Genomic DNA, 25,059 nt, shown 5'->3' with positions numbered 1-25,059 from the left:
GGATCGGTGGGTACGGCGCGGGCGTCAGCGGTGGGCGGTGGCGCGGCCGAGCAGCAGGCAGACCAGGGTGCCCAGCGCGAGCGCCGCGGCCCCGGCGACGGCCAGCTGGACGGCGCGCGGCTGGCCGAGGCCCAGGAGCAGGGCCAGGCTCTGCGCGACGGCGGCCGAGGCGCAGACCACCGCGGCGGGCCGGACCGCCCCGAAGGACTGCAGGAGCAGCCCGGTCCACATCACGGCGCCGAGCAGCAGCAGGGTGGCGCCCCGGACCCCGGTCAGACCGGGCGCGCCGGGCCAGAGCAGGGTTCCGGTGAGGCCCAGGGCCAGCAGCACCGCCAGGTAGGTGGCGAGGCACCGGGCCAGGGTGGAGAGCATCCGCAGCCAGAACTGCCGGGGCGAGCGGGCCGCCCGCAGCCCGGCCAGGCTGCCGCTGCGGAACCGGTGGAGCAGCCATTCGGCGGGGCCCATGCTGAGGGTGAGCGCCACCGCCGAGGGGGCGGCGACCGCCTCGGCGGGGCCGCCGGCGAGCACCTCCCCCAGGGCGGCGTACAGCACGAGCAGGCCGGTGCCCAGGCCGAACACCCCGTAGGGGACGGAGTCCCCGAGCCGGGGTCCGCGCGGGGCGTACTCCTCCTCGGCGCCGCGCAGCATCTGCCAGCGCACCGGGCCCCGCCGGCCCGGCCGGTGCTCCGTCCAGCCGCGGACGCGGAGCAGGAGGGTCCGTACGCCCTCGGCCATCGGCAGTTCCCGTACGGCCAGGGCGCAGGCGGCCAGGAGGGACGCCGTCAGCAGGAACACCCTGACCGGGACGGGCAGTTCCACGAGGAGGGTGAGCAGCGCCCCGGCGGCCATCGGGGCGAGGGCGGCGAGCAGCAGCCGCTCCCGCCCGAGGACGAGCAGGACGGTGGCGGCCCCGACGTACAGGGCCTGACCGGCGGCGAAGGCGTAGGAGAAGGGGGGCCCGCCGGGTACCGCGAGCGCGGCGGCGGTCCCCAGGAGGGCCCCCGCGGGGGCTCCGGCGAGCAGGGTCCGCCCGGCGGCGGCCCGGTCGCCGAGGCCGAGCCAGGAGTACGCCCGGTGGGACAGGGTCTGGTCCCAGACCCAGCCGATGAGCGCCCCGGCGAGCAGGGTGAGGGTTCCGGCGGGCAGCCCCAGCCGGTCCTTGGGGCCGTCCAGCAGGGGCGCGCCCAGCAGGTAGGCGAGCCCGGGCAGGGCGAAGATCACCCCGCGCAGGAGGCAGGCGGTGAGGGGCACCTTCCAGGGGTCGGGGACCTTCTCGGGCTCCGGGAAGGAGCGCGGCACCCGGGCGTAGAGCTCCTCGGCGAGGCCGAAGGAGTCCTGGCGTCCGTAGGCGAGGCGGATGTGCTCGTCGGTCATGCCGTCGGATTCCAGGACGGCGGCGATCTCGTCGGGGTGGACGGCGGCGGCGATGAACACGTCGAGGCGCTGCGCGAGTTCGTCCATCGGGTCGGCGGCCGGTCCGTCGCCGCCTTCGCGGCGCGGCCGGGGGATGCCGGGCAGGGCGCCGGCCGCGGAGGCGCCGGCCGTGGAGGAGGTGGGCGCGGCGGGCGCGGTGCCGCGGCCGGCGGACGCGGCGTGGCCGGCGGGTACCCACGGCCCGTCGGGGCCGGGGGGCTTGAGCCAGAGGGATCCGCTCACCACAGGCTCCCGTCGGCGGCGAGTTCCTTGTACCACGGGTCGGCGAGGCGCTGGGTCCATTCGTCGCCCACGTGGACGGGCAGCACGGGCTGGCCGGCGAGCTCGCGGTAGATGTGGCGGAAGCCGTCCACGGACTGGTGGAGGGTGAACTTCTCCACCACCCGCCTGCGGGACATCCGGCCCAGTTCCGCACGGCGTTCGTCGTCGCGGAGCAGGGCGAGGGTGGCGCGGGCCATGGTCTCGGGCTCGCGCGGCGGGACGACGAGCCCGGTGTCGCCGACGGCCTCGCGGACCCCGCCCACGTCGGTGGAGACGGTGGTGCGGCCGCAGGACATGGCCTCGATGATGGAGAAGGGGAAGCCCTCGCTGATGGAGGAGAGCATCACGACGGAGCCGGCCCCGTAGGCGCGGGCCACGTCGTCGATGCGGCCCTCGTAGGTGATCCCGTCGGTCACGCCCAGTTCGGCGGCGAGCTTCTCCAGCTTCAGCTTGTAGTCCTCGCAGCCCGCCGGGACCGGGCCGAAGAGGCGCAGTCGCAGGGCGGGGAGCTCCTCGCGCATGAACGCGTAGGCCCGGATCAGGGTTTCGAGGTCCTTGATGGGGTCGATGCGGCCGCACCAGCTGAGGGTGGGGACCTCCGGTTCGGGGCCGGCCTCGGGGAAGGCGTGCGGGTCGACGCCGTTGTAGACGGTGCGGATCCGCTCGGAGTCGGCGCCCCCGCGCTCCTCCCAGCGGCGGTTGTACTGGTTGCACGGGGTGATCAGGTCGGCCTGGCGGTAGCCCTCGGTGTTGAGCTCGCGGTAGAAGCCGAGCAGGAGCGCCTTGACGGGCCAGCGCTGTTCGGCGCTGCGGTAGCCGAGGTAGCGCTCGCGCAGGTAGATGCCGTGCTCGGTGAGGAGGAACGGCACCTCGTCGAGGTACTTGGCGGCGAGCGCCGGCAGGGTGGCCAGTCCGCTGCTGACGGCGTGGGCGACGCTGTCGGGCGGGATCCGCACGGACAGCGGCCGCAGTGCGTGTTCCAGCAGGTCCGTGGCGGTGAGCGCGTCGTGGATGGTGGGCCCGGCGGCCGCGGTGACCTGGCCGGGGCGGGTCCAGACGGTCATCAGCAGACGCAGCACCGACTCGGAGCGCAGGGCCGCGGCGAGGCGCCCGGAGCGGGCGAGGCGGGCCAGCTCGCGCAGGGATTCGGAGAATCCGCCGCGCGCGGGGTCGAGCAGGGAGAGCAGGAAGGTCTCGTAGGTCTCGGCGAAGGCGCGTCCGGCCTTGCCGCGCAGGCCGGAGCCCAGTCTGCGGGCCGGCGGTGCGCCCCAGAGGGGAACGCTGGTGTGGCGGTAGACGTTGCGCGGCAGTTCCCAGGTGACCGGCTCGCGTCCGGAGCCGGTCAGGGCTATGACGTTGAAGTCGACCTCCGGCATGCCGCGGACCAGTTGGTCGCACCATGTGCTGACGCCCCCGTGGACGTGCGGGTAGGTGCCTTCGGTGAGCATGGTGACATGGCGCCCATGGCTCATGCGGTGTGTCCCCCCAAGGACGGAAAAGGGGCCGGCGCCCGTGGTTCGCGGAGCGCCGGCGCTAGGTGGTACGCGTGGCTGTCTTCTGCGTGCCCGCCCGGCTGATCGGGGCGGGTCGAGCGTCCGGAGCCTCAGATGGTCCGGAGCGCGGTGCGGGTCCGGAGTTCAGGCGTCCGGAGCGTCACGGCATGCGCGGCCTCACGGCATGCGCGGCGTCACGGCATGCGCGGCGTCACGGCATGCGCGGCGTCCGGCATGCGCGGCGTCACGGCATGCGCAGCGTGACGGCGCTCTGGAGCGGCTCGGGGGCCGTCCAGGCGGAGCGGGTGCCGGCGTAGGCGGTGCCGAAGTCGGCGGTGCCCAGCAGGAGCTGCTTCTTGGTGCCGGTGGGCGCGGTGACCGGGGCCACCACTCCGGAGGGCGCCTTGACGGTGACGTCCTTGCCGATGCGGTAGGCGGTGACCTGGTTGGCGGCGATCGCCGCGTTCCAGGCCGCGCGGCGCTGGAGCTCGACGCCGGTGTCCTTCATGCTCTGGTTCACGAGCGGCGCGCTGGGCGCGTAGAGGGTGCGGTAGCCGTCGATGACCTGGTTCAGCACCGGGTAGAGGGTGCGGTCCTCGGCGAGGTTGGACTGGTGGACGTAGTGCGGGCGCGGGTCGTTGTTCAGGACGTGCCGCAGGGCGGTCCTGGCCTCGGCCGGGACGATGTATTCCAGGTAGCCGGTGGCGGCGTCGAGCGGGTCCGGCAGGCAGGTGGAGGTGCCGGGGTTGTCCTCGCAGATGCCGCTGCCGCCGTCGGCCCGGCTGGTGTAGATCCAGTTGTACTCGTCGGCCATCTCGGCGTTGGTGCCGGTGTTGTAGTACACGTTCATCGGGTACCGGGGGACGGTCAGCGCGGCGCCCACGGGCCGCTGCACGGGCTCGCGGGAGTTGTCGCTGCCCGCCCACTTCACGCCGTTGTCGGCGAGCGCGCCGGCCAGGTTGGGGTTGTCCTGGGGCTGCTGCGGAAGCGTCTTGAGGCCGGAGTGCTCACCGGTGACCAGCTCGGTGCGGTCGGTGGTGATGCCCTTGGCGGCGGCCCAGTTGTTGTTGTCCCGGATCTGCGCGGAGATCTCGGCGCGGCTCATGTAGTTGATCGCGCCGGCGCTGTTCTTCGTACAGGTCCACGGGACGGTGGTGGTGTCCTGGACGCAGCCGAGGAAGGGGTGGGTGTAGGTGTGGTTCATCCACCGGTACTTCGCCCGGTCGGCGATCAGCTGCGCGGTGAGGGCGTCGGTGTTGCCGTTCTCGGCCTTCCACTCCTCCCCCGCGCCCGCGTTGAAGAGCAGGTCGAGCTTGAAGTCCTTGGACGTCTGCCACTGCGCCAGGTACTGGGCGTCGGCGGCCGTCATCCGGATCGTGGACTCCAGGCCCTCGCCGCCGGCGCAGGCGTAGTCGCCCGGCGTGCAGTTCAGGTCCTTGTTCCAGCGGGCGTCGGGAGCGAAGACGTCGTCGACGTGGACCGCGAAGTAGTTGCGCTCCTGGCCGAGGTGGACGCCCTGGGTGACCCACTCGACGATGCCGCGGGCCAGCAGCCGGAACTGCTGCTGGTACTGGTTGTAGCCGAAGGTGACGACCAGTTCGCTGCGCCCGTCGTGGGTGTACTCGCCGACGAGCGAGGCCCGTCCGGAGCCGACCGGGGCGTCGAGGTAACTGGTGTAGCCGGTGCGCGGCCTGGCCATGAACCCGTAGCTCTCGGGGATCAGCGGCGAGTTGTCCTCGAAGGCCACCTGCCCCCCGAGGTAGCCGAAGGGGCCGGCCTTGCCGGCGGTGGTGACGGCGGCCTGCGTGCCGTCCAGGGTGCCGCTGTAGCCGCCGTTGTCGGTGTACTCCAGGCCGACTTCCGGGTGCGCCCAGGTGTACGCGTCGACCTGGCGGATCCCGTACGCCGTCTCGTACGCGGTGAGCGCGGCCATCTCGGCCGAGCCCGCCCCGAACGGGTTCTCGTTCGGCAGCACCACGCCCTGGAACTTGGCGCGCGGCCGGCCGTCGACGGTGTCGGCGAGGAAGGCCGCGTTGACGACCGGCCGGCTGCCGCTGCCCAGGTCGACGCGGGTGTACGGAACGCCCGTGTCGCGGAGTTCCGCCGTGATCGCCTCGACCGAGGACCCTCCGTCGTCGACGACGAGCACCCGCAGGTCGATGCGCGGAGTCACGGCCGCGTGCGCGGCCGCTCCGGGTACTGCGACGGATGCTATGGCGGCCGCGAGGCAGACGGCGGCGAGCCTGTTCATCCGGTTCTTGTGGACCATTTCGGCCTTTCCCCCCGCAGATCCTCGACTTCGGTCCACGGCCATGGGCCGGACCGGGGAGGCTTCTGTGGAAATGATGCAAAGGAACCCCGCGTCCCCTTGCGAGAGTGGTCCGAGTGTTTCGGACCTCATGGGGCCGGAGGGGCAAACGTGGAACAGAGGCCACAGATGGGTGAACCCGATGGCCACGTGATCGAACAACTTGCCAAACCTTCGAGTGACGTGCGGACGAGTGCGTGCGCGTAGGCTCGTTTCCGGCGGCCATCGGGCCCGAATACGATCGCTACGGACGGCCGTCCACCCACTCGGCCCACACCACCAAAACGGAAGCGAGAATTCACCACCGTGACTGCTCTGACTCTCAGCACTGCCGGACCGGCGACGCTGCGCGCCGACGCCCTCGTCGTCGGCGTGGCCAAGGGCCCCAAGGGCCCCGTCGTCGCCGCGGGCGCCGAGGCCGTGGACAAGGCGTACGACGGCAAGCTCGCCGCCGTGCTCGAAGCCCTCGGTGCCTCGGGCGCCGAAGGCGAGACCACCAAGCTGCCGGCGCCGGACGGCCTCAAGGTCCCGGTCGTGCTGGCGGTCGGACTGGGCGCCCTCCCCGACACCGACGAGTCCTACGACGAGGAGGCGCTGCGCCGCGCCGCCGGCGCCGCCGCCCGTGCCCTGCACGGCACCAAGAAGGCCGCCTTCGCGCTCCCCCTCGACGACGCCTCCGCCGTCACGGCCGTGGCCGAGGGCGCGCTGCTGGGCGCGTACGCCTTCACCGCCTACCAGGGCGGCGAGAAGAAGGCCGCCGGCTCCAAGAACGGCGGCCCGAAGCAGCCGCTCGCGGAGATCGCCCTGCTCGGCGCCAAGCCGCGCGACAAGGAGCACAAGGCCGCGGCCGAGCGCGCCACGATCCTGGCGACCGAGATCAACATCGCCCGTGACCTCGTCAACACCCCGCCGAACGACCTGACCCCCGAGGCCTTCGCCGCGGTCGCCGGCGCGGCCGCCAAGGAGAACGGCATCAAGGTCCAGGTCCTGGACGAGAAGGCCCTGGTCAAGGGTGGCTACGGCGGCATCATGGGCGTCGGCAAGGGCTCCGAGAACCCGCCGCGCCTGGTGAAGCTCAGCTACACCCACGCCAAGGCGGAGAAGACCCTCGCCTTCGTCGGCAAGGGCATCACCTACGACTCCGGCGGCATCTCCCTGAAGCCGGCCGGCCACAACGAGACGATGAAGTGCGACATGGCCGGCGCCGCCGCCGTCTTCGCCTCCGTCGTCGCGGCCGCCAAGCTGGGCCTCCAGGTCAACGTCACCGGCTGGCTCGCGCTCGCCGAGAACATGCCCTCCGGCTCCGCCACCAAGCCCGGCGACGTGCTGCGCATGTACAGCGGCAAGACGGTCGAGGTGCTCAACACGGACGCCGAGGGCCGCCTGGTCCTGGGCGACGCGCTGACCAAGGCCTCCGAGGAGAACCCGGACGCGATCGTCGACGTGGCGACCCTGACCGGCGCCATGGTGATGGCCCTGGGCGACCGCACCTTCGGGATCATGGCGAACGACGACGCCTTCCGCACCTCGATCCACGAGATCGCCGAGGAGGTCGGCGAGTCCTCCTGGCCGATGCCGCTCCCCGAGGACCTGCGCAAGTCCATGGACTCCCCCACCGCCGACATCGCCAACATGGGTGTCCGGATGGGCGGCGGCCTGGTCGCCGGCCTCTTCCTCCAGGAGTTCGTCGGCGAGGGCATCACCTGGGCCCACCTCGACATCGCGGGCCCCGCCTTCCACGAGGGCGCCCCGTACGGCTACACCCCCAAGGGCGGCACCGGTTCCGCCGTCCGCACCCTGGTCCGGCTGGCCGAGCGCACGGCCACGGGCGACCTGGGCTGACACCCGGCAGACCGGCTCCACACGGGCCCCGGCCGTGATCAGATTTTCTGATCGCGGCCGGGGCCTGTTCGCTGCCAACGAAATCCGTAGGTTTCTACGCTGCGGTAACCCCCGGTTCGGGCAGAACGACCTGTCCCAGGGCAGGCCCGGCGTCCCGCGTTCCGCCGACAAATGCGAAGATGGGTTCTCGGCAGGACAGGGCCCCCACCACAGGGCCGAAGAAAAAGCGGCCGTATACCAGCCGCCGCCCGGTCACAGAGGACCGGTGCTCGGCGCACATGCATGGAGGACGTGACGTGGCGAACGACGCCAGCACCGTTTTCGACCTAGTGATCCTCGGCGGCGGCAGTGGCGGTTACGCCGCGGCACTGCGCGCATCCCAGCTGGGTCTGGACGTTGCCCTGATCGAGAAGAACAAGCTCGGCGGCACCTGCCTGCACAACGGCTGCATCCCCACGAAGGCTCTGCTGCACGCGGGCGAGATCGCGGACCAGGCCCGCGAAGCCGCCCAGTTCGGTGTCAAGGCCACCTTCGAGGGCATCGACATCGCGGGTGTGCACAAGTACAAGGACGACATCATCGCGGGCCTGTACAAGGGCCTGCAGGGTCTTGTCGCCTCCCGCAAGCTGACCTACATCGAGGGTGAGGGCCGCCTCTCCTCGCCGACGTCCGTCGACGTGAACGGCCAGCGCATCCAGGGGCGCCACGTGCTCCTGGCGACCGGCTCCGTGCCGCGCTCGCTGCCGGGCCTGAACATCGACGGCAACCGCATCATCTCCTCGGACCACGCGCTGGTCCTGGACCGCGTGCCGGAGTCCGCCATCGTCCTGGGCGGCGGCGTCATCGGCGTCGAGTTCGCCTCGGCGTGGAAGTCCTTCGGCACCGACGTCACCATCGTCGAGGGCCTCAAGCACCTCGTGCCGGTCGAGGACGAGAACAGCTCCAAGCTGCTGGAGCGCGCGTTCCGCAAGCGGGGCATCAAGTTCAACCTCGGCACCTTCTTCGACAAGGCCGAGTACACCGAGAACGGTGTGCGCGTCACCCTCGCCGACGGCAAGACCTTCGAGGCGGAGGTGCTGCTGGTCGCGATCGGCCGCGGTCCCGTCTCCCAGGGCCTGGGCTACGAGGAGCAGGGCGTCGCGATGGACCGCGGCTACGTCGTGGTCGACGAGTACATGCAGACCAACGTGCCGACCATCTCGGCCGTCGGCGACCTCGCCCCGACCCTCCAGCTCGCGCACGTCGGCTTCGCCGAGGGCATCCTGGTCGCGGAGCGTCTGGCCGGCCTCAAGGCCGTCCCGATCGACTACGACGGTGTGCCGCGCGTCACGTACTGCCACCCCGAGGTCGCCTCCGTCGGCATCACCGAGGCCAAGGCCAAGGAGATCTACGGCGCGGACAAGGTCGTGGCCCTCAAGTACAACCTGGCGGGCAACGGCAAGAGCAAGATCCTGAAGACCGCGGGCGAGATCAAGCTCGTCCAGGTCAAGGACGGTGCCGTGGTCGGCGTCCACATGGTCGGTGACCGGATGGGCGAGCAGGTCGGCGAAGCCCAGCTGATCTACAACTGGGAAGCACTGCCGGCCGAGGTCGCGCAGCTCATCCACGCGCACCCCACGCAGAACGAGGCGATGGGCGAGGCCCACCTGGCACTCGCCGGCAAGCCGCTGCACGCACACGACTAATCGTCACTGGGCGCGACGACCACTTCCGCACATTCGTTAGGAGCAACTGAAACCATGTCGGTTTCCGTAACCCTTCCGGCGCTCGGTGAGAGCGTCACTGAGGGCACTGTCACCCGTTGGCTGAAGGCCGAGGGCGAGCGCGTCGAGGCCGACGAGCCGCTGCTCGAGGTCTCGACCGACAAGGTCGACACCGAGATCCCGTCCCCCGTGTCGGGCATCCTGGCCTCCATCAAGGTCGCCGAGGACGAGACCGTCGAGGTCGGCGCCGAGCTGGCCGTCATCGACGACGGTTCGGGCGCGCCGCCCGCTGCCGAGGCTCCGGCCGCCGAGGCCCCCGCGGCCCCTGCCGCCGAGGCTCCGGCCGCTGAGGCTCCGGCCGCTGAGGCTCCGGCCGCTCCGGCTCCCGCCGCCGAGGCCCCCGCGGCTCCGGCCGCCGAGGCCCCGGCCGCCTCCGGCACCGATGTCGTGCTCCCCGCTCTGGGCGAGTCCGTCACCGAGGGCACCGTCACCCGCTGGCTGAAGCAGGTCGGCGAGTCGGTCGAGGCCGACGAGCCGCTGCTGGAGGTCTCGACCGACAAGGTCGACACCGAGATCCCCGCCCCGGTCGCCGGCGTCCTGCTGGAGATCCTGGTCGCCGAGGACGAGAACGCCGAGGTCGGCGCGCGTCTGGCCGTCATCGGCGCGGCGGGCGCGGCTCCCGCGGCCGCTCCGGCCGCCGCCGCCCCGGCTCCGGCCGCCGCTCCGGCTCCGGTTGCCGCCCCGGCTCCCGTGGCCGCTCCGGCTCCGGTCGCCCCGGCCGCTCCCGTTGCCGCTCCGGCCCCGGTTGCCGCTCCGGCGCCCGTCGCCGCCCCGGCCCCGGTCGCCGCTCCGGCTCCGGTCGCTCCGGCCGCCCCCGCCGCCCCGGCTTCCGCCGGTGACGAGGGCGCGTACGTGACCCCGCTGGTGCGCAAGCTCGCCACGGAGTCCGGCGTCGACCTGTCCGCGGTCTCGGGCACCGGTGTCGGTGGCCGCATCCGCAAGCAGGACGTCCTGGCCGCCGCCGAGGCCGCCAAGGCCGCCGCTGCCGCCCCGGCTCCGGCCGCTGCCGCTCCCGCTCCCGCCGCCAAGGCTCCGGCCGCCGCGGTCTCCGAGCTGCGCGGCCAGACCGTCAAGATGACCCGCATGCGCAAGGTCATCGGCGACAACATGATGAAGGCCCTGCACTCGCAGGCGCAGCTCAGCTCCGTGGTCGAGGTGGACATCACCAAGATCATGAAGCTGCGCGAGAAGGCCAAGGCCGGCTTCCTCGCCCGCGAGGGCGTCAAGCTGTCCCCGATGCCGTTCTTCGTCAAGGCCGCGGCCCAGGCGCTGAAGGCCCACGCGGTCGTCAACGCCCGGATCAACGAGGACGAGGGCACCATCACCTACTTCGACTCGGAGAACATCGGCATCGCCGTGGACTCCGAGAAGGGCCTGATGACCCCGGTCATCAAGGGTGCCGGTGACCTCAACCTGGCGGGCATCTCCAAGGCGACCGCCGACCTGGCCTCCAAGGTCCGCGGCAACAAGATCACGCCGGACGAGCTGTCGGGCGCGACCTTCACCATCAGCAACACCGGCTCGCGCGGTGCGCTGTTCGACACGGTCATCGTGCCCCCGAACCAGGTCGCCATCCTGGGCATCGGCGCGACGGTCAAGCGCCCGGTGGTCATCGAGACCGCCGAGGGCACGAACATCGGCATCCGCGACATGACGTACCTGACCCTGTCCTACGACCACCGCCTGGTGGACGGCGCGGACGCGGCCCGGTACCTCTCGGCCGTCAAGGCGATCCTCGAGGCCGGCGAGTTCGAGGTCGAGCTCGGCCTGTAAGGCTCATCGCGGCAGCGGTTCGCCCCTGTCGCGCACGGCGCCCCCGCCCGGGATGCACGTCCCGGGCGGGGGCGCCGTCGTCGTACCCTGGGCCCCTCCGGTTGACGGCTGTAACCAGCCTCACGCTGCGCCTCTGACCAGGAACGCATCGCGACGAGCGGCACCGCCGTATTGTCTACGCATCAAGGCCCCGCATGCCCCTGCACACCCCTCAGGAGATGAAGCCCCGATGATCACCCCACCCGTCGTGCACTCGCTGCGCGAGCAGATCCGCGAGCACATCGTGGAGGGGATCGTCAGCGGGCGCTGGAAGCCCGGTGAGCGGATCGTGGAGCGCCGGATCGCGGTGGAGCTGGAGGTCAGCCAAACCCCCGTGCGCGAGGCCCTTCGCGAGCTGGAGACGCTGCGGCTGATCGAGTCGGCGCCGAACAAGGGCGTGCGCGTACGGAACCTGTCGGCGGCGGACCTGGAGGAGATCTATCCGGTCCGGGCGGGCCTGGAGCAGATCGCGGCCGAGCTGGCCGCGCCCCGGCTGGCGCGCGACTGCGCGGCCCTGGAACCGCACGTGGCGGCCCTGTGGGAGGCCGACCGCAGCGCGGACGGCACGGCCCAGGTGCGGCACACCGTGGGCTTCCACCGGGAGATGGTGCGGGCGGCCGGGAACAGCGTGCTGCTGCACACCTGGGAGTCCCTGGGCATCGAGGTCTTCACGGCCCTGTCCATCCGGTGGCTGGGAACGGTCCAGAAGTCCTACGCGGAGGAGCACGAAGCCCTTGTGGACGCTTTCCGCAACCAGGACCCGGACATCGGTCTGCTCGTGAAGCGGCATGTTCTGGGGTGCGCGCCGCGGGCCTGATCTCGCCCTTCGAGACGCGGTCGAGCGCCCGTCTTGTCCAGCTTTGCCCGGCACTGGGTGCCCATTTTCATGGCACCCGGTGCCGACTTTTGTCATATGGACGTTTCTTCATCACTTTCATTTGATCGATCATCGATCAGCGCCTTACAGTCATCCGCGGACCCCACCCGGGTCCAACGACCCTGTCCTGCCCGTCAGGGATTTCTTCACCACCTCTCCTTTGTCCGGAAGGCGGCGCACACCGATGTCCGACCCCGTAGGAAAGCTTCCGAGCGAGCTCGACCAGCTCCCGGACCGCGACACCGAGGAGACCGCCGAATGGGCGGCCTCGCTCGACGCCGTCGCCAAGGCCGCCGGTACGCGCCGCGCCGAGTACCTGCTCCGTCGTACGCTCCAGCACGCCGAGGCCGCCGGCCTCGCGCTGCCGAAGCTGCTCGAGACGGACTACGTCAACACCATCCCCACCGCCGCGGAGCCTGAGTTCCCCGGTGACGAGGCGATGGAAGCCCGCATCACCGCCTGGAACCGCTGGAACGCGGCCGCCATGGTGACCCGCGGCTCCAAGTACGGCGTCGGCGGCCACATCGCCACCTTCGCCTCCGCCGCGTGGCTGTACGAGACCGGCTTCCAGCACTTCTTCCGCGGGAAGGAGGCCGACGGATCGGGCGACCAGCTCTACATCCAGGGCCACGCCTCCCCCGGCATCTACGCCCGCGCCTTCCTCGACGGCCGGATCTCCGAGCAGCAGCTCGACAAGTTCCGCCAGGAGTCCGGCGGCAACGGCCTGCCGTCCTACCCGCACCCGCGGCGCCTGCCGTGGCTGTGGGAGTTCCCGACGGTCTCCATGGGCCTCGGCCCGCTCTCCGCGATCTACCAGGCGCGCTTCAACCGCTACCTGCAGAACCGGAGCATCAAGGACACCGCCAACTCGCACGTCTGGGCCTTCCTGGGCGACGGCGAGATGGACGAGCCCGAGTCGACCGCCGCCCTGGCCCTGGCCTCCCGCGAGCAGCTCGACAACCTGACCTTCGTCATCAACTGCAACCTGCAGCGCCTCGACGGTCCGGTCCGCGCGAACTTCCGCGTCGTGCAGGAGCTGGAAGCCCAGTTCCGCGGCGCCGGCTGGAACGTCATCAAGTCGCTGTGGGGCTCCGCCTGGGACGAGCTGTTCCAGCTCGACACCACGGGCGCCCTGGTACGCCGCCTGCGCGAGGTACCCGACGCGCAGTTCCAGACGTACGCGACCCGCGACGTGGCCTACATCCGCCAGCACTTCTTCGGCGCCAACGCCGAGCTCGTGCAGCTGGCCGGTGTGCTCTCCGACGCGAAGATCGCCGAGTGCTTCCACACCTCCCGCGGCGGCCACGAGCCCCGCAAGGTCTACGCCGCGTACAAGGCCGCGCTGGAGCACAAGGGTGCTCCGACGGTCATCCTCGCGCAGACCGTCAAGGGCTACACGCTGGGCGCCGGGTTCGAGTCGAAGAACGCGAACCACCAGATGAAGAAGCTGACGATCGACGAGTTCAAGGACATGCGTGACCTCCTTGGCCTCCCGATCCCGGACAGCGCCTTCGCCGACGGCCAGGTCCCGTACGGCCACCCGGGCGCGAACAGCCCCGAGGTCCAGTACCTGAACGAGCGCCGCGCGGCGCTCGGCGGCCCGGCCCCGGCCCGCAAGGTCAAGCACGTGGCCCTGCCGGCTCCGGCGGACCGTTCCTTCGCCCCGCTGCTCAAGGGCTCCGGCAAGCAGGAGATGGCCACCACCATGGCCTTCGTCCGGCTCGTCAAGGACCTGATGCGGGACAAGGAGACCGGCAAGCGCTGGGTGCCGATCGTCCCCGACGAGGCCCGCACCTTCGGCATGGAGTCCCTCTTCCCGTCGGCCGGCATCTACTCGCCGCTGGGCCAGACGTACGAGCCGGTCGACCGCGACCAGCTCATGTACTACAAGGAAGCCAAGGACGGCCAGATCCTCAACGAGGGGATCACCGAGGCCGGCGCCATGGCCGACTTCATCGCCGCCTGTACGTCGTACGCGACGCACGGCGAGCCGATGATCCCGTTCTACATCTTCTACTCGATGTTCGGCTGGCAGCGCACCGCCGACCAGATGTGGCAGCTCGCCGACCAGCTCGGCAAGGGCTTCATCGTCGGCGCCACCGCCGGCCGCACCACGCTGACCGGTGAGGGCCTGCAGCACGCGGACGGCCACTCGCACCTGATCGCGTCCACGAACCCGGCGTCGCTCAACTACGACCCGGCCTTCGCGTACGAGATCGCGGTGATCGTCAAGGACGGTCTGCGCCGGATGTACGGCGAGAAGCCGGAAGACGTCTTCTACTACCTGACGGTCTACAACGAGCCGAAGCCGCAGCCGGCCATGCCCGAGGGCGTGGAAGAGGGCATCCTGCGCGGTCTCTACCGCTTCAACACGGCGGCGGACCTGGCGGAGGCGGCCCCGGCCGCCGACGCCCCGAAGATCCAGCTGATGGCCTCCGGTACGGCCATCCACTGGGCCCTGGACGCGCAGAAGCTGCTCGCCGCCGACTGGAACGTGGCCGCCGACGTCTGGTCCGCCACCTCCTGGGGCGAGCTGCGCCGCGACGCGCTGGAGTGCGACGAGGCCCTCCTGCGGGGAGAGCTGCGCACCCCGTTCGTCACCCGCGCCCTGGAAGGCGTCACCAGCCCGGTGCTCGCCGTCTCCGACTGGATGCGCCAGGTCCCGGACCAGATCAGCCAGTGGGTCGAGCAGGACTACACCTCGCTGGGCACGGACGGCTTCGGTCTCTCCGACACCCGCGAGGGTGCCCGCCGCCACTTCGGTGTCGACGCCCAGTCCATCGTGGTGGCCGCGCTGGCCCAGCTCGCCCGCCGCGGCGAGGTCCCGGCGTCCTCCATCAAGGAGGCCCGGGAGCGCTACGGCCTGTAAGGCCCCCGCGCACCGAACGACCGTGAGGCGGTCCGTCCCCTGGGGGCGGGCCGCCTCACGGCGTTCCCGGAACGTTCCTGGCCCCGTGCGCCGCGAGCCGCGCCCGCCGCGCGGCCAGGTCGTCGTCCGCCTCCGGGTCCCATGCCACCCCGGCGCCCCCGCCGGACCGCGCCTCGGGAACGGCTCCGCCGCGGCCGCCGCGGGGCGGCGCGAGCAGCCGGTCGCGCAGGGAGTCCAGGCGGTCCGCGAGCTCCGCGCGCTCCGCATCGATCGCGGCTTGCTCCCGTGCCGATTCGGCCCGCAGGCGCTCGGCCCGGCCAAGGGCCTCGGTCACCACCTCGCGGGACCGCCGCGAGGCCCTGGCCAGCATCTCGCGCGTCTCGTCCGCCGCTGCGGCGAGCGCCCGGTCGGCCTCGTGCACCGCGTTCGCCCGGTCCCGCTCGGCCTCCGCGCGCTCCCGCCCGGCATCGGCCCGGTCCCGCTCCGCCTCTGTGCTGTCCCGCTCGGCCCGCTCGCGCACCTCGACGAGCTCCTCCTCGACCGCGGCCCGCCGGTCGGCCAGCTCGCGGTCGGCCTCCGCCCGCCGATCGTGCAGCGTCCACTCGAGGTCGGCCGTGGCCCGGTCCATCCTCGCCCGGGTCTCCTTCAGGAGGAGCTCCGCCTCCCGCCGCCGCAGCTCCGCCTCCTCGGCGTCCCTCCTGGCTCCCACCCGAAGCCGCTGGGCCTGCGCGCGGATCACGGCGGAGTCCAGCAGGGCCTGGTCGGTCAGGGCCGCCGCCCGGGACCGGGCGGCGGCCTCCGTCCGGGCCGCCAGGGCCGTGCGCCGACGCAGGATCGTGGCCGACTCGCGCCGCTGCCGCGCCCGGCGGACCGCCCGGAGCTCCCGCACGACCGTGTCGGCGTCCGCGGGCCGCGCGCCGGGCTCCTTCGCCAGCAGCCTCATGACCAGGTCCTCGATGCGGTACGGGACCCCCTCCGCGGCCTTGCCCAGGGGTGGTACCTCGGCGTGGACCTGCTGGTAGATCAGCCCGTGGTGGGTGTCAGCGGTGAAGGGAGGGGCGCTCGCGAGTCCCTCGTACATGACGACGCCCAGGCTGTAGAGGTCGGACGGGGGCCCGATCCCCTTCTCTCCCCGGCACTGCTCCGGAGACGCGTACTGGGGGGTGCACATCGCCCTGCCGTCCGGTGTCAGGGCGGACAGGCGGTGGGTGTCCCCGAGGAACGCGGCTATGCCGAAATCAAGCACCTTGACCCGCCCGTCGGCAGTGATGACGACGTTCTGCGGCTTGATGTCGCGGTGCACGATCCCGCGCGCGTGCGCCGCGGCGAGCGCGGAGGCGATCCGGGAGGACCAGTGCACCACCTTCCGCCAGGACGGCCGGGGCGTCGCGCGGAACTCCTCGGCGAGGGTGCGGCCGTCGAGGCGCTCCATGACGAGGTAGTAGTGGCTGCGGCCCGCCCACACCGCCTCGCCCCAGTCGTGGACCGTCACGGTGTACGGGCTCGGGAACCCCGCGCCGGTGAACACCTCGCGGACGAACCGCCGCTCCACCACGACGCCCTGCGGCCCGGGCCCCGCGGGGACCAACTTGACCGCGACCGGCCGCTGGAGCCGGTGGTCGAACGCACCCCAGACCTGGCCCATCCCCCCACTGCCGAGGCACTGCTCCAGCCGGTACCTGTCCCCGAGCAACTCGTCCTGCACCCGCGCCTCCCCACCCCGCCGGCCACCTCTTCTCGAGTATGGCGCCCGAACGGCGGAGTTCGGCCCCATGGGCGGGGCCGTGCGGGGGGCGTGCACCGGCCTTTCGCGGCACGCGCGGTGGCGGTGAGGGGGTGGACCCGTGATGCTTGAGCGGTGATGGACGAGACGGAGTTCTGGGAGATGGTCGACCGTACCCGCGAGGCCGCCGAGGGCGACCCCGAGGAACACGCCGAGCTGCTCGTGGAGCGGCTGGCACAGCTCGACCCGGACTCCGTCCTGGACTTCGCGCGGCATTTCGAGTCGCGGTACAACCGGGCGTACACCTGGGACCTGTGGGGCGCCGCGTGGGTGCTGCTCGACGGGGCCAGCGACGACGCGTTCGACTACTTCCGGTGCTGGCTGATCGGCCAGGGCCGGGAGGTCTTCGAGGGCGGGGTGCACGATCCGGACCAGCTCGCGGAGCTCCTCGACGAGTTCGACGAGGAGATCGACGGGGACGGCGAGGAGCTGGGGTACGCGGCGGACGAGGCGTACGAGCAGCTGACCGGGTCGGTCGCGCCGGATCTGGGGATCCCGCTGCAGCCCGCGGAGCCGGAGGGCGCTGCGCTGGACTTCGAGAACGAAGCCGTGCTCGCGGAGCGCTTCCCCCGGCTGTGGGACCGCTTCAGGGGCTGATGCGGGACTGGCGCGGGACTGCCGCGCCCGCGTCGCCTCAGTAGTGCGTGCCGCCGTCGATACGGATCTCCGTACCGGTGATGAAGGAGCCGTCCTCGGAGCCCAGCATGGCGACGACGCCGGCGACCGCCTGCGGGCCGGCGAAGCCCTGGCCGAGGGCCGGGGCGAGCTTGGCGAACAGGCTCCAGTCGGTGTCCTCGGGCAGGCCGGGGCCGTTGCCGGTGGTCATGCCGCTCTCGATGGAGCCGGGCGCGACCGAGACGAAGCGCAGCCCCTGCTTGCTGTACTCGGCGGCGAGCGCGTGCGTCATGGACTGGATGCCGCCCTTGCTGGCCGCGTAGGCGGACATGTAGGGGTGGGCGAAGGACGCCGAGGTGGAGCTGAAGTTGACGACGACCGGCTGCTCGCCCGCCAGCAGCGCGGGGAGCGACTCGCGGATGACCAGGAAGGTTCCGGTCAGGTTCACCGCGATGATCTTGTTCCAGAATTCCAGCGTGGTCGCATGGGTGTGCGAGGAACGCAGGATGCCCGCGGCGTTGACCAGGACGTCGATGCCGGTGAGGGCGTCGACGGCGGCGGCGATGCCCAGCTTGACGGCGGCCTCGTCGGATATGTCGAGGACCGCGGTGGTGAGGCGGTCGGCGTGCCCGTCGGCGGCCGCGCGGTCGGCGGTGGCCTTGAGGCCGGCTTCGTTGACGTCCACGGTGTGGACCCGGCCGCCCTCGGAGAGGATGCGGTGGACGGCGGCCTGGCCGATGCCGGAGCCGCCGCCGGTGATGAGGACGCGTCGTCCTTCGTAACGGTTCATGGGAAGGAGCGTACTCCCGTGATGACACGTTTTGCCAGCGTGTCAAAACGTGCATTTGCCTCTCCCGGCCGGGGTATCCTTCCCCCGTGAGATCCCCACGCCCGTACTCTCCCCAGGCCGGCCCCGGAGCCCAGTCGCTGAACGAGCGCCGCAAGGCGGCCACCCAGCTCGACATCGCCCGCGCGGCCTGCGCGCTCTTCGCCGAGCACGGCCCCGACGGCACCACCGCCGAGGACATCGCCCACCGGGCGGGCGTGGCCCTGCGCACGTTCTACCGCTACTTCCGCAACAAGCAGGAGGCCGTCGGCCCGCTGCTCGCGGTCGGCGGCGACGCCTGGCGCGCGCTGATCGCCGAGGAGGACCCCGGCACTCCGCTCACCGAGGCCCTGGAGCGCGCCGTCACGCGCTCCCTCACGGACCCCCAGGCGCTCGACGAGGGCCTGGAGGTCACCCGCGGCCTGCTGCGCGCCGCCACCACCGACGAGGCCCTGCGGGCCGTCTGGTACCGGGTCAACCAGGACTCCGAGGAGCGCCTGGTCCCGGTGGTCGCCCGGCTCGCAGGCCCGGACGCCGAGCCCCTCGCCGTACGCCTCCTCGCGGCGGCCGCCACGGACGCGATCCGCATCGCCCTGGAACTCTGGTCCACCACGGACACCCCGCCCGCGGGCCCCGGCTCCCCCGCGGAACTCGCGGTCCGCTGCCTGCGCGACCTCACGGGCGCGATGCCCCTGCTGCGCTAAGCCCGCCCGGGGCTCCCGTCACAGGAACCGCGCGGACTTCTCCCTCAGGTGCTCCGCGAAGAAGGCCGGCGCGTCGGGCCGCATCCGGGCCAGCGCGACCATCGCCGTGACGATGACATCGGCCACCTCGGCCTCCACATCGCCCCAGGTGTGCGAGTCCCCCTTGCGCGGGTTGGTCCCCCTGGCCCCGATGACGGCCTGCGCGGCCTCCCCGAACTCCTCCCCGATCTTCAGGATCTGCAGCATCAGGCTCTCCTCGCGCGCCACCCCGCGCTCCCGGTCGTACGCGTCGAACCGGGCCACGAGCGCCCCGATGGTCTTCCAGGTGTCGTCCATCCCCCGAAGCTAGCCGCAGAAGCAGCCGCACCACTGCCCGTCTCCGGTACGAGGGAAGGGAGTTGAGAGAGCCGCGACAGGGCGGCCCCCCGATCCGGTCGCCCTTCAGCGGCGCAGCAGACCGATGACCGAGATGCCGATGGCCATACCGGCCAGGAATACGGCCCCTCCCGTACCCGCCACGTCCCGGGCGTTCGCCCCCAGCCCAAGTTCAATCAAGGCGCAGACCAGCGCGACGGTGGCCGAGGCGAGCGCGGCAATGATCAGCCAGGCGTAGACCGGAATGCCGTTCGAGGAGGTACTCATAATGTCCGATACTCGGCTTTCGGAGGGGTCTGCCCGTGCAGGCGGGATCGTGATTAGTTTTTCTAACTCTGCCATCACGAACGGCCTATCCAGAATCCCAAGATTCGATCTGCCGCCTATTGATACCCCAGGGTCGCTTCCTGATCGTTCCTGATCAAGTCTACGATTCCGCCCCAAGATCCCTACCTGCTGCCGCATCCTGTCTCCCGGCGGGCCAAGTCGAAGCATAAGGGAATGTCGTGAGCTCAGATACAGATCCTGAACCGTTCCAGCGAGGTCCGTTCCTGATGCCGCCCACGCCGGATGAGCAGGCGGAGTGGGTTGATGCCGTCCTGGCCACCCCAGGCGTGAACGTTCCGCGCGAAGCACTGGAGAACATGGCCCCGTTCCTCGTGAGGCCAGGAGACACTCTGACCGGACCCACCGGAGCCGGGGGGCGGATCATCAGGGACGGAGCGCTCCGGCACCTGCACTCGGATTCCGGGGAGATGCTAGCCGTCGTCGTACGGATGCACGGCGTCGGAGGAAGCGTCTGGGAGCACAACGAACGCATCAGTTCGGAATGGCATTCGGCCGCCAACCCGGCAACGCTCAAGGAGGGCCATCGTGCACTCCCGCGGGTCGCCCCCCTGGTCAGGATCACCGAGGATGGCCGGGAGAAGGCCTTCGCGGCGGTCGAGACCGTGGCGGACAGCAGGGAATCCCTCATCGACAATCTCGACAATGCGGCCATGGTCCTGACGAAAAAGGACGGGCATCGAACTTTTAACCTACAAGAAGACCTCATTCTCAACGGCCAGAAGGAGCCTGGCCTTTACATCGCCCAGCATGTCAGGATCCAGGAAGACGCACTCCAGGACCGTGACGGAAACCCCCTCCACCCACAGGCCCACTGGCAGTGGATGGCAGTCCGGGGCAACAATCGCACAAAACAGCGACATGAAATCTTCGGGGTCACGTCCGCCGAGGTAGTCACCGGGGTCTCCGCATGGAAGATCGGAGGCGAAGGCGAGCGGATCATCTTTGATGCCAACGAGTGGCTCCCCCGGCTTTCCGGACTGCTGAACGAGGAACTCGCCAAAGCAGAGGCCGACGCGCCCGAACTCGAACTTGAGGCGACATCTCGGGCGTTCCGGGCCAAGCGGGTGGCCGTCGTGGAAGCACACCTTGTCATCGGATGCCCCACTCCGCGCCGGCTGTACCGGATCGCACAGATGAGCAACCGGCACGACCACGTGCATCCACCCCTGGAGTTCACGCCGAACGACCGCGGGCGCGCCCTCGGGCGCAGCGTGCTCGGCTTCTACGCCGCCCAAGGCGTGCTCGACGAGAAGACCGCTGAGGTCCTGTCCGGCACGGCACCGGTCACTGACTTGCCGGAGAACGCTGAGATCGAAAGCATCAGCGAATTGAGGGACATTCGTTCGATGCGCCTCCTCGGGGAGCTGTTCCCTCAGGACCGCCGTAAGCAACTCCTGATCAGACGAGCGCTGAGTGAGTCGCCTCCGTCACAGCTGAACGCTGCTGAGGTCAACCGGCGGGCGCGCGCCTGGTCGGCCATGACCTCCGAAAGCTACCCCCTCCCGTGGAACCCCCGCATCGGTGAGGTGTTCCAACTGGGGGAGATCCGGGAGGGGCTCAAGCCCTCGGGACGACCGCTGCGGGAACTGCTCCATGCTGCCGACACTGACGCCGAAGCGTTCGAGGAACTGATCGCCTACCGCGCCGCCCACTGGCTCGCGGCCTTCGACATCATCGACGCCGACCGGGGCTCGCTCAATGGCCAGCAGACCGATGACGACGGGGTCAAGGCCAGCCGGGTCCGCCGGACAGTACGCAACAGCCTGAACGCGATGCGTAGCAAGCCCGCTATGGCGGTGGGTGTCCTGCGTGAGCTCGCTTCCGCGATGGACGACGGGGACCGCAAGCCGCGCAAGGTCGGGGTTACCGGCGAGCCCCTCATCGAACCGATGACCCGGGCCTGGTTCAACCGCGAGTTCCCCAAGGAGTCCGGCGGCTCACGGACACGCACTCCGGCCCCTCGTCGCGGGTCGACGACCCGGTCCGCTCCCCCCGAGGATGAAGCGGACGACAGCCTGTTCACGGACACCTCCGCACCGGACACCCCCACGACCAGCCCGTCCGGACCGGGTCACCCGTCCGCGGCGAGCGGGTCAGGACCGGCGGGTCCAGGGGCCGTGCCCACCGCCCTCCCCGCCCGGGAGACCACGGCGGACGCCGGTGCCGGAGACGGGCAGGAGCCCACTGGTGCGTCGGCAGATGCCGGCGGCGCCCTCGGGTTCATGGCGCAGGTACGCCGGCTCGTGACGGATGCCAAGGCGCTGGAGGAGCGGACGAACCGGCTGGTGGCCGCGGCCGCGTCCGGAACCGGGTCCTACCCGCTGAGCCGCGAGGAGGCCGACGAGGCGAGCCAGGCCCTCCTCGCCGCGAGCATCGACCTCCGCCGCCTGATGCCCCTCGTGGACGGGTTGGCGGAGCCCCTGTAGGACGCGGAGGCGAAATGGCCGGAGCCCCGTACCTCTCCGGGAAGGGGTACGGGGCTCCTGGCGATCAGTGCGTCAGCACGACCCGGGCACGGCTTAGAGGTCGAAGTAGAGCTCGAACTCGTGCGGGTGCGGGCGCTGCGCGATCGGGGCGATCTCGTGGGTGCGCTTGTAGTCGATCCAGGTCTCGATCAGGTCGGGGGTGAAGACACCGCCGGCCAGGAGGTACTCGTGGTCCTCCTCCAGGGCCTTGAGGACGTCCTCGAGGCTGGTCGGGACCTGCGGGACGCTCGCGTGCTCGTCCGGGGAGAGCTCGTAGAGGTCCTTGTCGATCGGCTCCATCGGCTCGATCTTGTTCTTCACACCGTCGAGGCCCGCGAGGAGCAGGGCCGCGAACGCCAGGTACGGGTTCGAGGACGGGTCCGGGGCGCGGAACTCGACGCGCTTGGCCTTCGGGTTCGAGCCCGTGATCGGGATGCGCATCGCGGCGGAGCGGTTGCGCTGCGAGTACACCATGTTGACCGGCGCCTCGAAGCCCGGGACCAGGCGGTGGTAGGAGTTCACCGTCGGGTTGGTGAACGCCAGCAGCGACGGGGCGTGCTTGAGGATGCCGCCGATGTAGTAGCGGGCGGTGTCCGAGAGGCCCGCGTAGCCGGCCTCGTCGTAGAACAGCGGGTCGCCGTTCGCCCACAGCGACTGGTGCACGTGCATGCCCGAGCCGTTGTCGCCGAAGATCGGCTTCGGCATGAAGGTCGCGGTCTTGCCGTTCTTCCACGCGACGTTCTTCACGATGTACTTGAAGAGCATCAGGTCGTCGGCCGCGGCGAGCAGCGTGTTGAACTTGTAGTTGATCTCGGCCTGGCCGCCGGTGCCGACCTCGTGGTGCTGACGCTCGACCTGGAGGCCCTGGGCGTCCAGCTCGAGGGAGATCTCGGCGCGCAGGTCGGCGAAGTGGTCGACCGGGGCTACGGGGAAGTAACCACCCTTGTAGCGGACCTTGTAACCACGGTTGTTCTCCTCGGAGCCCGTGTTCCAGGCACCGGCCTCGGAGTCGATGTGGTAGAAGCTCTCGTTCGCGGTGGTCGCGAAGCGCACGCTGTCGAACACGTAGAACTCGGCCTCGGGGCCGAAGTACGCGGTGTCGGCGATGCCGGTGGAGGCCAGGTACGCCTCGGCCTTCTTCGCGACGTTGCGCGGGTCGCGGCTGTAGGCCTCGCCCGTGATCGGGTCGTGGATGAAGAAGTTGATGTTGAGCGTCTTGTCCTTGCGGAACGGGTCCAGGCGCGCGGTGGTGATGTCGGCGCGCAGCGCCATGTCGGACTCGTGGATCGCCTGGAAGCCGCGGATCGAGGAGCCGTCGAAGGCCAGCTCCTCGTTCGGGTCGAACGCCCGCCCCGGAATGGTGAAGTGCTGCATCACACCAGGCAGGTCGCAGAAGCGGACGTCAACGAACTTGACGTCGTTCTCCTGGATGTACTGCGTCACTTCGTCGGCGTTCTTGAACATCCAACTCCTCCTACTCCCGGCCCCGGGGCAGGGGCGGGTTTTATAGCTAGTGGTGCGTCAGTGCGGTGCCGCACGCTGACCCGACCATAAGCAGACGGGGTTTCTCAAGCATGACCCATTTGTTTCGCACAAGTTAACCAGGGTCCCGCCGGAAGGGCGCCCGACGGCACGGGTACCGTGTTGGCGTGGACAAGAGGCAAGCAATCGGATCCTGGCTCTCCGGCCCCCGCGAGGCCGCCGAGGAGATGGGTGCCGACTTCGGTTACCCCGGCAAGCAGCTCGGCCTGCCGCAGCACGGGAGCGGCTCCGTGGCCCGTTTCGGCCGCCGGCTGGGCGCCGTGGCCATCGACTGGCTGGGCTGCCAGCTCATCGCGTACGGCCTGATCACGGGCCGTGACTGGAACGACTCGGGGAACTGGACGCTGGCCGTGTTCGTCGCCCTGGTGATCCTGACGGTCGGCACCGTGGGCTTTACCCCCGGGAAGCGGATCCTGGGCCTCCGGGTGGTCTCGCAGGACGGCGGCCGGCTCGGGTTCGGCCGCGTGGTGCTCCGTACCGCCCTCCTGGCCCTGCTGATCCCGGCCCTCGTCTGGGACCGCGACGGCCGCGGGCTGCACGACCGCCTCAGCCGCGCCGTACAGGTCAGGATCTGAGACGGAGCACGCGAAGCGCACGCGGAACGCGCGCAGAACACAGAGGGGCGCCCCGGGCCATCGGTCCGGGGCGCCCCTCTGTGTCGCACGTTGCCGCACGTTGTCGCACATCTCGTATACGAAAAGCGGATCAGCGCATCTTTCCGCCGCGCGGCATGCGCATCCCCTTGGGCATCGGGCCCTTCGGGATCGGCATGTTGCTCAGCAAGTCGCCCATGGCCCGCAGCTTGTCGTTGACCTGGGTGATCTGGGGTCCGGAGAGCACGCGGGGGAGCTTCATCAGGGTCGTACGGACCTTCTTGAGCGGCACCTCGCCCTCGCCCTTGCCCACGATGAAGGTGTGGACCGGGATGTCGGGCATGATCCGGGCCAGCTTCTTCTTCTCGTTCGCGAGCATCGGCTTCACCCGGTTCGGGTTGCCCTCGGCGATCAGGACCACGCCAGCCTTGCCCACGGCACGGTGGACGATGTCCTGCTGCTTGCTCATCGCGACGGCGGGGGTGGTGGTCCAGCCCCTGCCCACGTTGTCCAGTACGGCCGCGGCCGCGCCCGGCTGTCCCTCCATCTGCCCGAAGGCGGCCGTCTCGGCCCGCCGTCCGAAGATGATCGCCATCGCCAGGAACGCCACCAGGAAGCCCAGGATGCCCAGGTAGACCGGGTGGCCGATCAGGAAGCCGATCGCAAGGAACACACCAAAGGTGACGATTCCCACGCCCGCGACGATCAGACCGACCTTCGGGTCGGCCTTGCGCGTCATCTTGTACGTCAGGGCGATCTGCTTCAGTCGCCCGGGGTTCGCAGCAGTCTCTGCGTTTGACTTCCTCGCCATGCAGCGAAGTTTACGTGGCCTTCTCGGTCCGGGTCGCCGCGGCCTCGAGTACGTGCTCGGTTTCGACCCGGTCCTGGGCCCTGCGGCGGTCTTCGAGGACGGCCGTCCAGGCGTTCCGGCGGGCGCCGCTCATGAGCAGCGACTCCAGGCCGCGGACGGCGTCGGTGAGGGACGGGATGGCGATGGCGCGTACGGGCGCGGCCTGCATGGTGTCGACCCTTTCACGGTGCTCACGTCGGGGGTGGCCAAGCGTGTGTGCGGTGCGTCGAACAATCGTCACTGACTGGTGTTACCAGGGCATGACCGACTGGTCAAACAGTGATGAAACCTTGATGCGG

At 70.7% G+C, this 25,059-nt stretch carries 19 protein-coding genes; 9 read left to right on the top strand and 10 right to left on the bottom strand.

Annotated features, from left to right (window positions below):
• Nucleotides 1–24 precede the first annotated feature (24 nt).
• The 3 genes from ACWCP2_RS19035 to ACWCP2_RS19025 form a co-directional block, all read right to left on the bottom strand.
• Nucleotides 25–1,656 (bottom strand): hypothetical protein, encoded by a 1,632-nt coding sequence (locus ACWCP2_RS19035; RefSeq protein WP_450909732.1) that lies wholly within the window; start codon nucleotides 1,654–1,656, stop codon nucleotides 25–27.
• Nucleotides 1,653–3,167: a GT4 family glycosyltransferase PelF gene (pelF, locus tag ACWCP2_RS19030; protein ID WP_450909731.1), complete on the bottom strand. Its 1,515-nt coding sequence runs from the start codon at nucleotides 3,165–3,167 to the stop codon at nucleotides 1,653–1,655. Before pelF ends, ACWCP2_RS19035 begins: the two co-directional genes overlap by 4 nt.
• Nucleotides 3,168–3,432: 265 nt before the next feature.
• Nucleotides 3,433–5,457, bottom strand: coding sequence for a hypothetical protein (locus ACWCP2_RS19025; RefSeq protein ID WP_450909730.1), 2,025 nt, complete (start codon nucleotides 5,455–5,457; stop codon nucleotides 3,433–3,435).
• 345 nt (nucleotides 5,458–5,802) lie between these two features.
• On the opposite strand from ACWCP2_RS19025, the gene ACWCP2_RS19020 reads away from it, so the two are divergent.
• The 5 genes from ACWCP2_RS19020 (at nucleotide 5,803) to aceE (ending at nucleotide 14,659) form a co-directional block, all read left to right on the top strand.
• Nucleotides 5,803–7,338 carry a leucyl aminopeptidase gene (locus tag ACWCP2_RS19020; RefSeq protein WP_450909729.1) on the top strand — a complete coding sequence of 512 codons (1,536 nt, stop codon included), beginning with the start codon at nucleotides 5,803–5,805 and terminating at the stop codon, nucleotides 7,336–7,338.
• A 296-nt stretch (nucleotides 7,339–7,634) separates the two neighbouring features.
• Nucleotides 7,635–9,023: a dihydrolipoyl dehydrogenase gene (gene lpdA, locus ACWCP2_RS19015; protein WP_250742547.1), complete on the top strand. Its 1,389-nt coding sequence runs from the start codon at nucleotides 7,635–7,637 to the stop codon at nucleotides 9,021–9,023.
• A 54-nt stretch (nucleotides 9,024–9,077) separates the two neighbouring features.
• On the top strand, nucleotides 9,078–10,874 hold the full coding sequence (sucB, locus tag ACWCP2_RS19010; RefSeq protein ID WP_450909728.1) for a 2-oxoglutarate dehydrogenase, E2 component, dihydrolipoamide succinyltransferase: 1,797 nt from the start codon (nucleotides 9,078–9,080) through the stop codon (nucleotides 10,872–10,874).
• A 232-nt stretch (nucleotides 10,875–11,106) separates the two neighbouring features.
• Complete coding sequence (locus tag ACWCP2_RS19005) at nucleotides 11,107–11,730, top strand: GntR family transcriptional regulator (protein WP_450909757.1); 624 nt, start codon at nucleotides 11,107–11,109, stop codon at nucleotides 11,728–11,730.
• A 244-nt stretch (nucleotides 11,731–11,974) separates the two neighbouring features.
• Nucleotides 11,975–14,659 (top strand): pyruvate dehydrogenase (acetyl-transferring), homodimeric type, encoded by a 2,685-nt coding sequence (gene aceE, locus ACWCP2_RS19000; protein ID WP_450909727.1) that lies wholly within the window; start codon nucleotides 11,975–11,977, stop codon nucleotides 14,657–14,659.
• A gap of 55 nt (nucleotides 14,660–14,714) precedes the next feature.
• On the opposite strand, the gene ACWCP2_RS18995 is transcribed toward aceE, so the two are convergent.
• Complete coding sequence (locus ACWCP2_RS18995) at nucleotides 14,715–16,364, bottom strand: protein kinase domain-containing protein (protein WP_450909726.1); 1,650 nt, start codon at nucleotides 16,362–16,364, stop codon at nucleotides 14,715–14,717.
• A gap of 156 nt (nucleotides 16,365–16,520) precedes the next feature.
• On the opposite strand from ACWCP2_RS18995, the gene ACWCP2_RS18990 reads away from it, so the two are divergent.
• Nucleotides 16,521–17,039: a DUF4240 domain-containing protein gene (locus ACWCP2_RS18990; RefSeq protein WP_266881731.1), complete on the top strand. Its 519-nt coding sequence runs from the start codon at nucleotides 16,521–16,523 to the stop codon at nucleotides 17,037–17,039.
• Nucleotides 17,040–17,076: 37 nt separating this feature from the next.
• Here the strand turns inward: ACWCP2_RS18990 and ACWCP2_RS18985 are convergent, their stop codons facing one another.
• Nucleotides 17,077–17,847, bottom strand: a complete 771-nt coding sequence (locus ACWCP2_RS18985) for an SDR family NAD(P)-dependent oxidoreductase (RefSeq protein WP_450909725.1) — start codon at nucleotides 17,845–17,847, stop codon at nucleotides 17,077–17,079.
• A gap of 86 nt (nucleotides 17,848–17,933) precedes the next feature.
• Between ACWCP2_RS18985 and ACWCP2_RS18980 the strand changes: the two genes are divergently transcribed.
• Nucleotides 17,934–18,587: a TetR/AcrR family transcriptional regulator gene (locus tag ACWCP2_RS18980; protein ID WP_450909724.1), complete on the top strand. Its 654-nt coding sequence runs from the start codon at nucleotides 17,934–17,936 to the stop codon at nucleotides 18,585–18,587.
• An 18-nt stretch (nucleotides 18,588–18,605) separates the two neighbouring features.
• Here the strand turns inward: ACWCP2_RS18980 and ACWCP2_RS18975 are convergent, their stop codons facing one another.
• A complete protein-coding gene (locus tag ACWCP2_RS18975) occupies nucleotides 18,606–18,923 on the bottom strand; it encodes a MazG-like family protein (RefSeq protein WP_450909723.1) in 318 nt (105 codons plus the stop codon).
• Between the two features lie 105 nt (nucleotides 18,924–19,028).
• Nucleotides 19,029–19,229, bottom strand: a complete 201-nt coding sequence (locus tag ACWCP2_RS18970; RefSeq protein WP_450909722.1) for a hypothetical protein — start codon at nucleotides 19,227–19,229, stop codon at nucleotides 19,029–19,031.
• A 287-nt stretch (nucleotides 19,230–19,516) separates the two neighbouring features.
• Here ACWCP2_RS18970 and ACWCP2_RS18965 point away from each other — a divergent pair, with 287 nt between their 5' ends.
• Nucleotides 19,517–21,736, top strand: coding sequence for a hypothetical protein (locus ACWCP2_RS18965; RefSeq protein ID WP_450909721.1), 2,220 nt, complete (start codon nucleotides 19,517–19,519; stop codon nucleotides 21,734–21,736).
• Nucleotides 21,737–21,829: 93 nt separating this feature from the next.
• Here ACWCP2_RS18965 and glnA read toward each other — a convergent pair whose 3' ends face one another.
• Nucleotides 21,830–23,239 (bottom strand): type I glutamate--ammonia ligase, encoded by a 1,410-nt coding sequence (glnA, locus tag ACWCP2_RS18960; protein WP_382971796.1) that lies wholly within the window; start codon nucleotides 23,237–23,239, stop codon nucleotides 21,830–21,832.
• A gap of 185 nt (nucleotides 23,240–23,424) precedes the next feature.
• Between glnA and ACWCP2_RS18955 the strand changes: the two genes are divergently transcribed.
• On the top strand, nucleotides 23,425–23,892 hold the full coding sequence (locus tag ACWCP2_RS18955; protein WP_450909720.1) for an RDD family protein: 468 nt from the start codon (nucleotides 23,425–23,427) through the stop codon (nucleotides 23,890–23,892).
• Nucleotides 23,893–24,022: 130 nt separating this feature from the next.
• Here the strand turns inward: ACWCP2_RS18955 and ACWCP2_RS18950 are convergent, their stop codons facing one another.
• Both ACWCP2_RS18950 and ACWCP2_RS18945 read right to left on the bottom strand, forming a co-directional pair.
• Nucleotides 24,023–24,721 (bottom strand): DUF4191 domain-containing protein, encoded by a 699-nt coding sequence (locus tag ACWCP2_RS18950; protein ID WP_450909719.1) that lies wholly within the window; start codon nucleotides 24,719–24,721, stop codon nucleotides 24,023–24,025.
• Between the two features lie 10 nt (nucleotides 24,722–24,731).
• A complete protein-coding gene (locus ACWCP2_RS18945; RefSeq protein ID WP_243329800.1) occupies nucleotides 24,732–24,929 on the bottom strand; it encodes an SCO2195 family GlnR-regulated protein in 198 nt (65 codons plus the stop codon).
• Nucleotides 24,930–25,059: the final 130 nt, after the last annotated feature.

The sequence above is a fragment of the Streptomyces sp. NPDC002104 genome (assembly GCF_053593795.1).
This window is presented reverse-complemented; position numbering and strand designations above follow the sequence as displayed.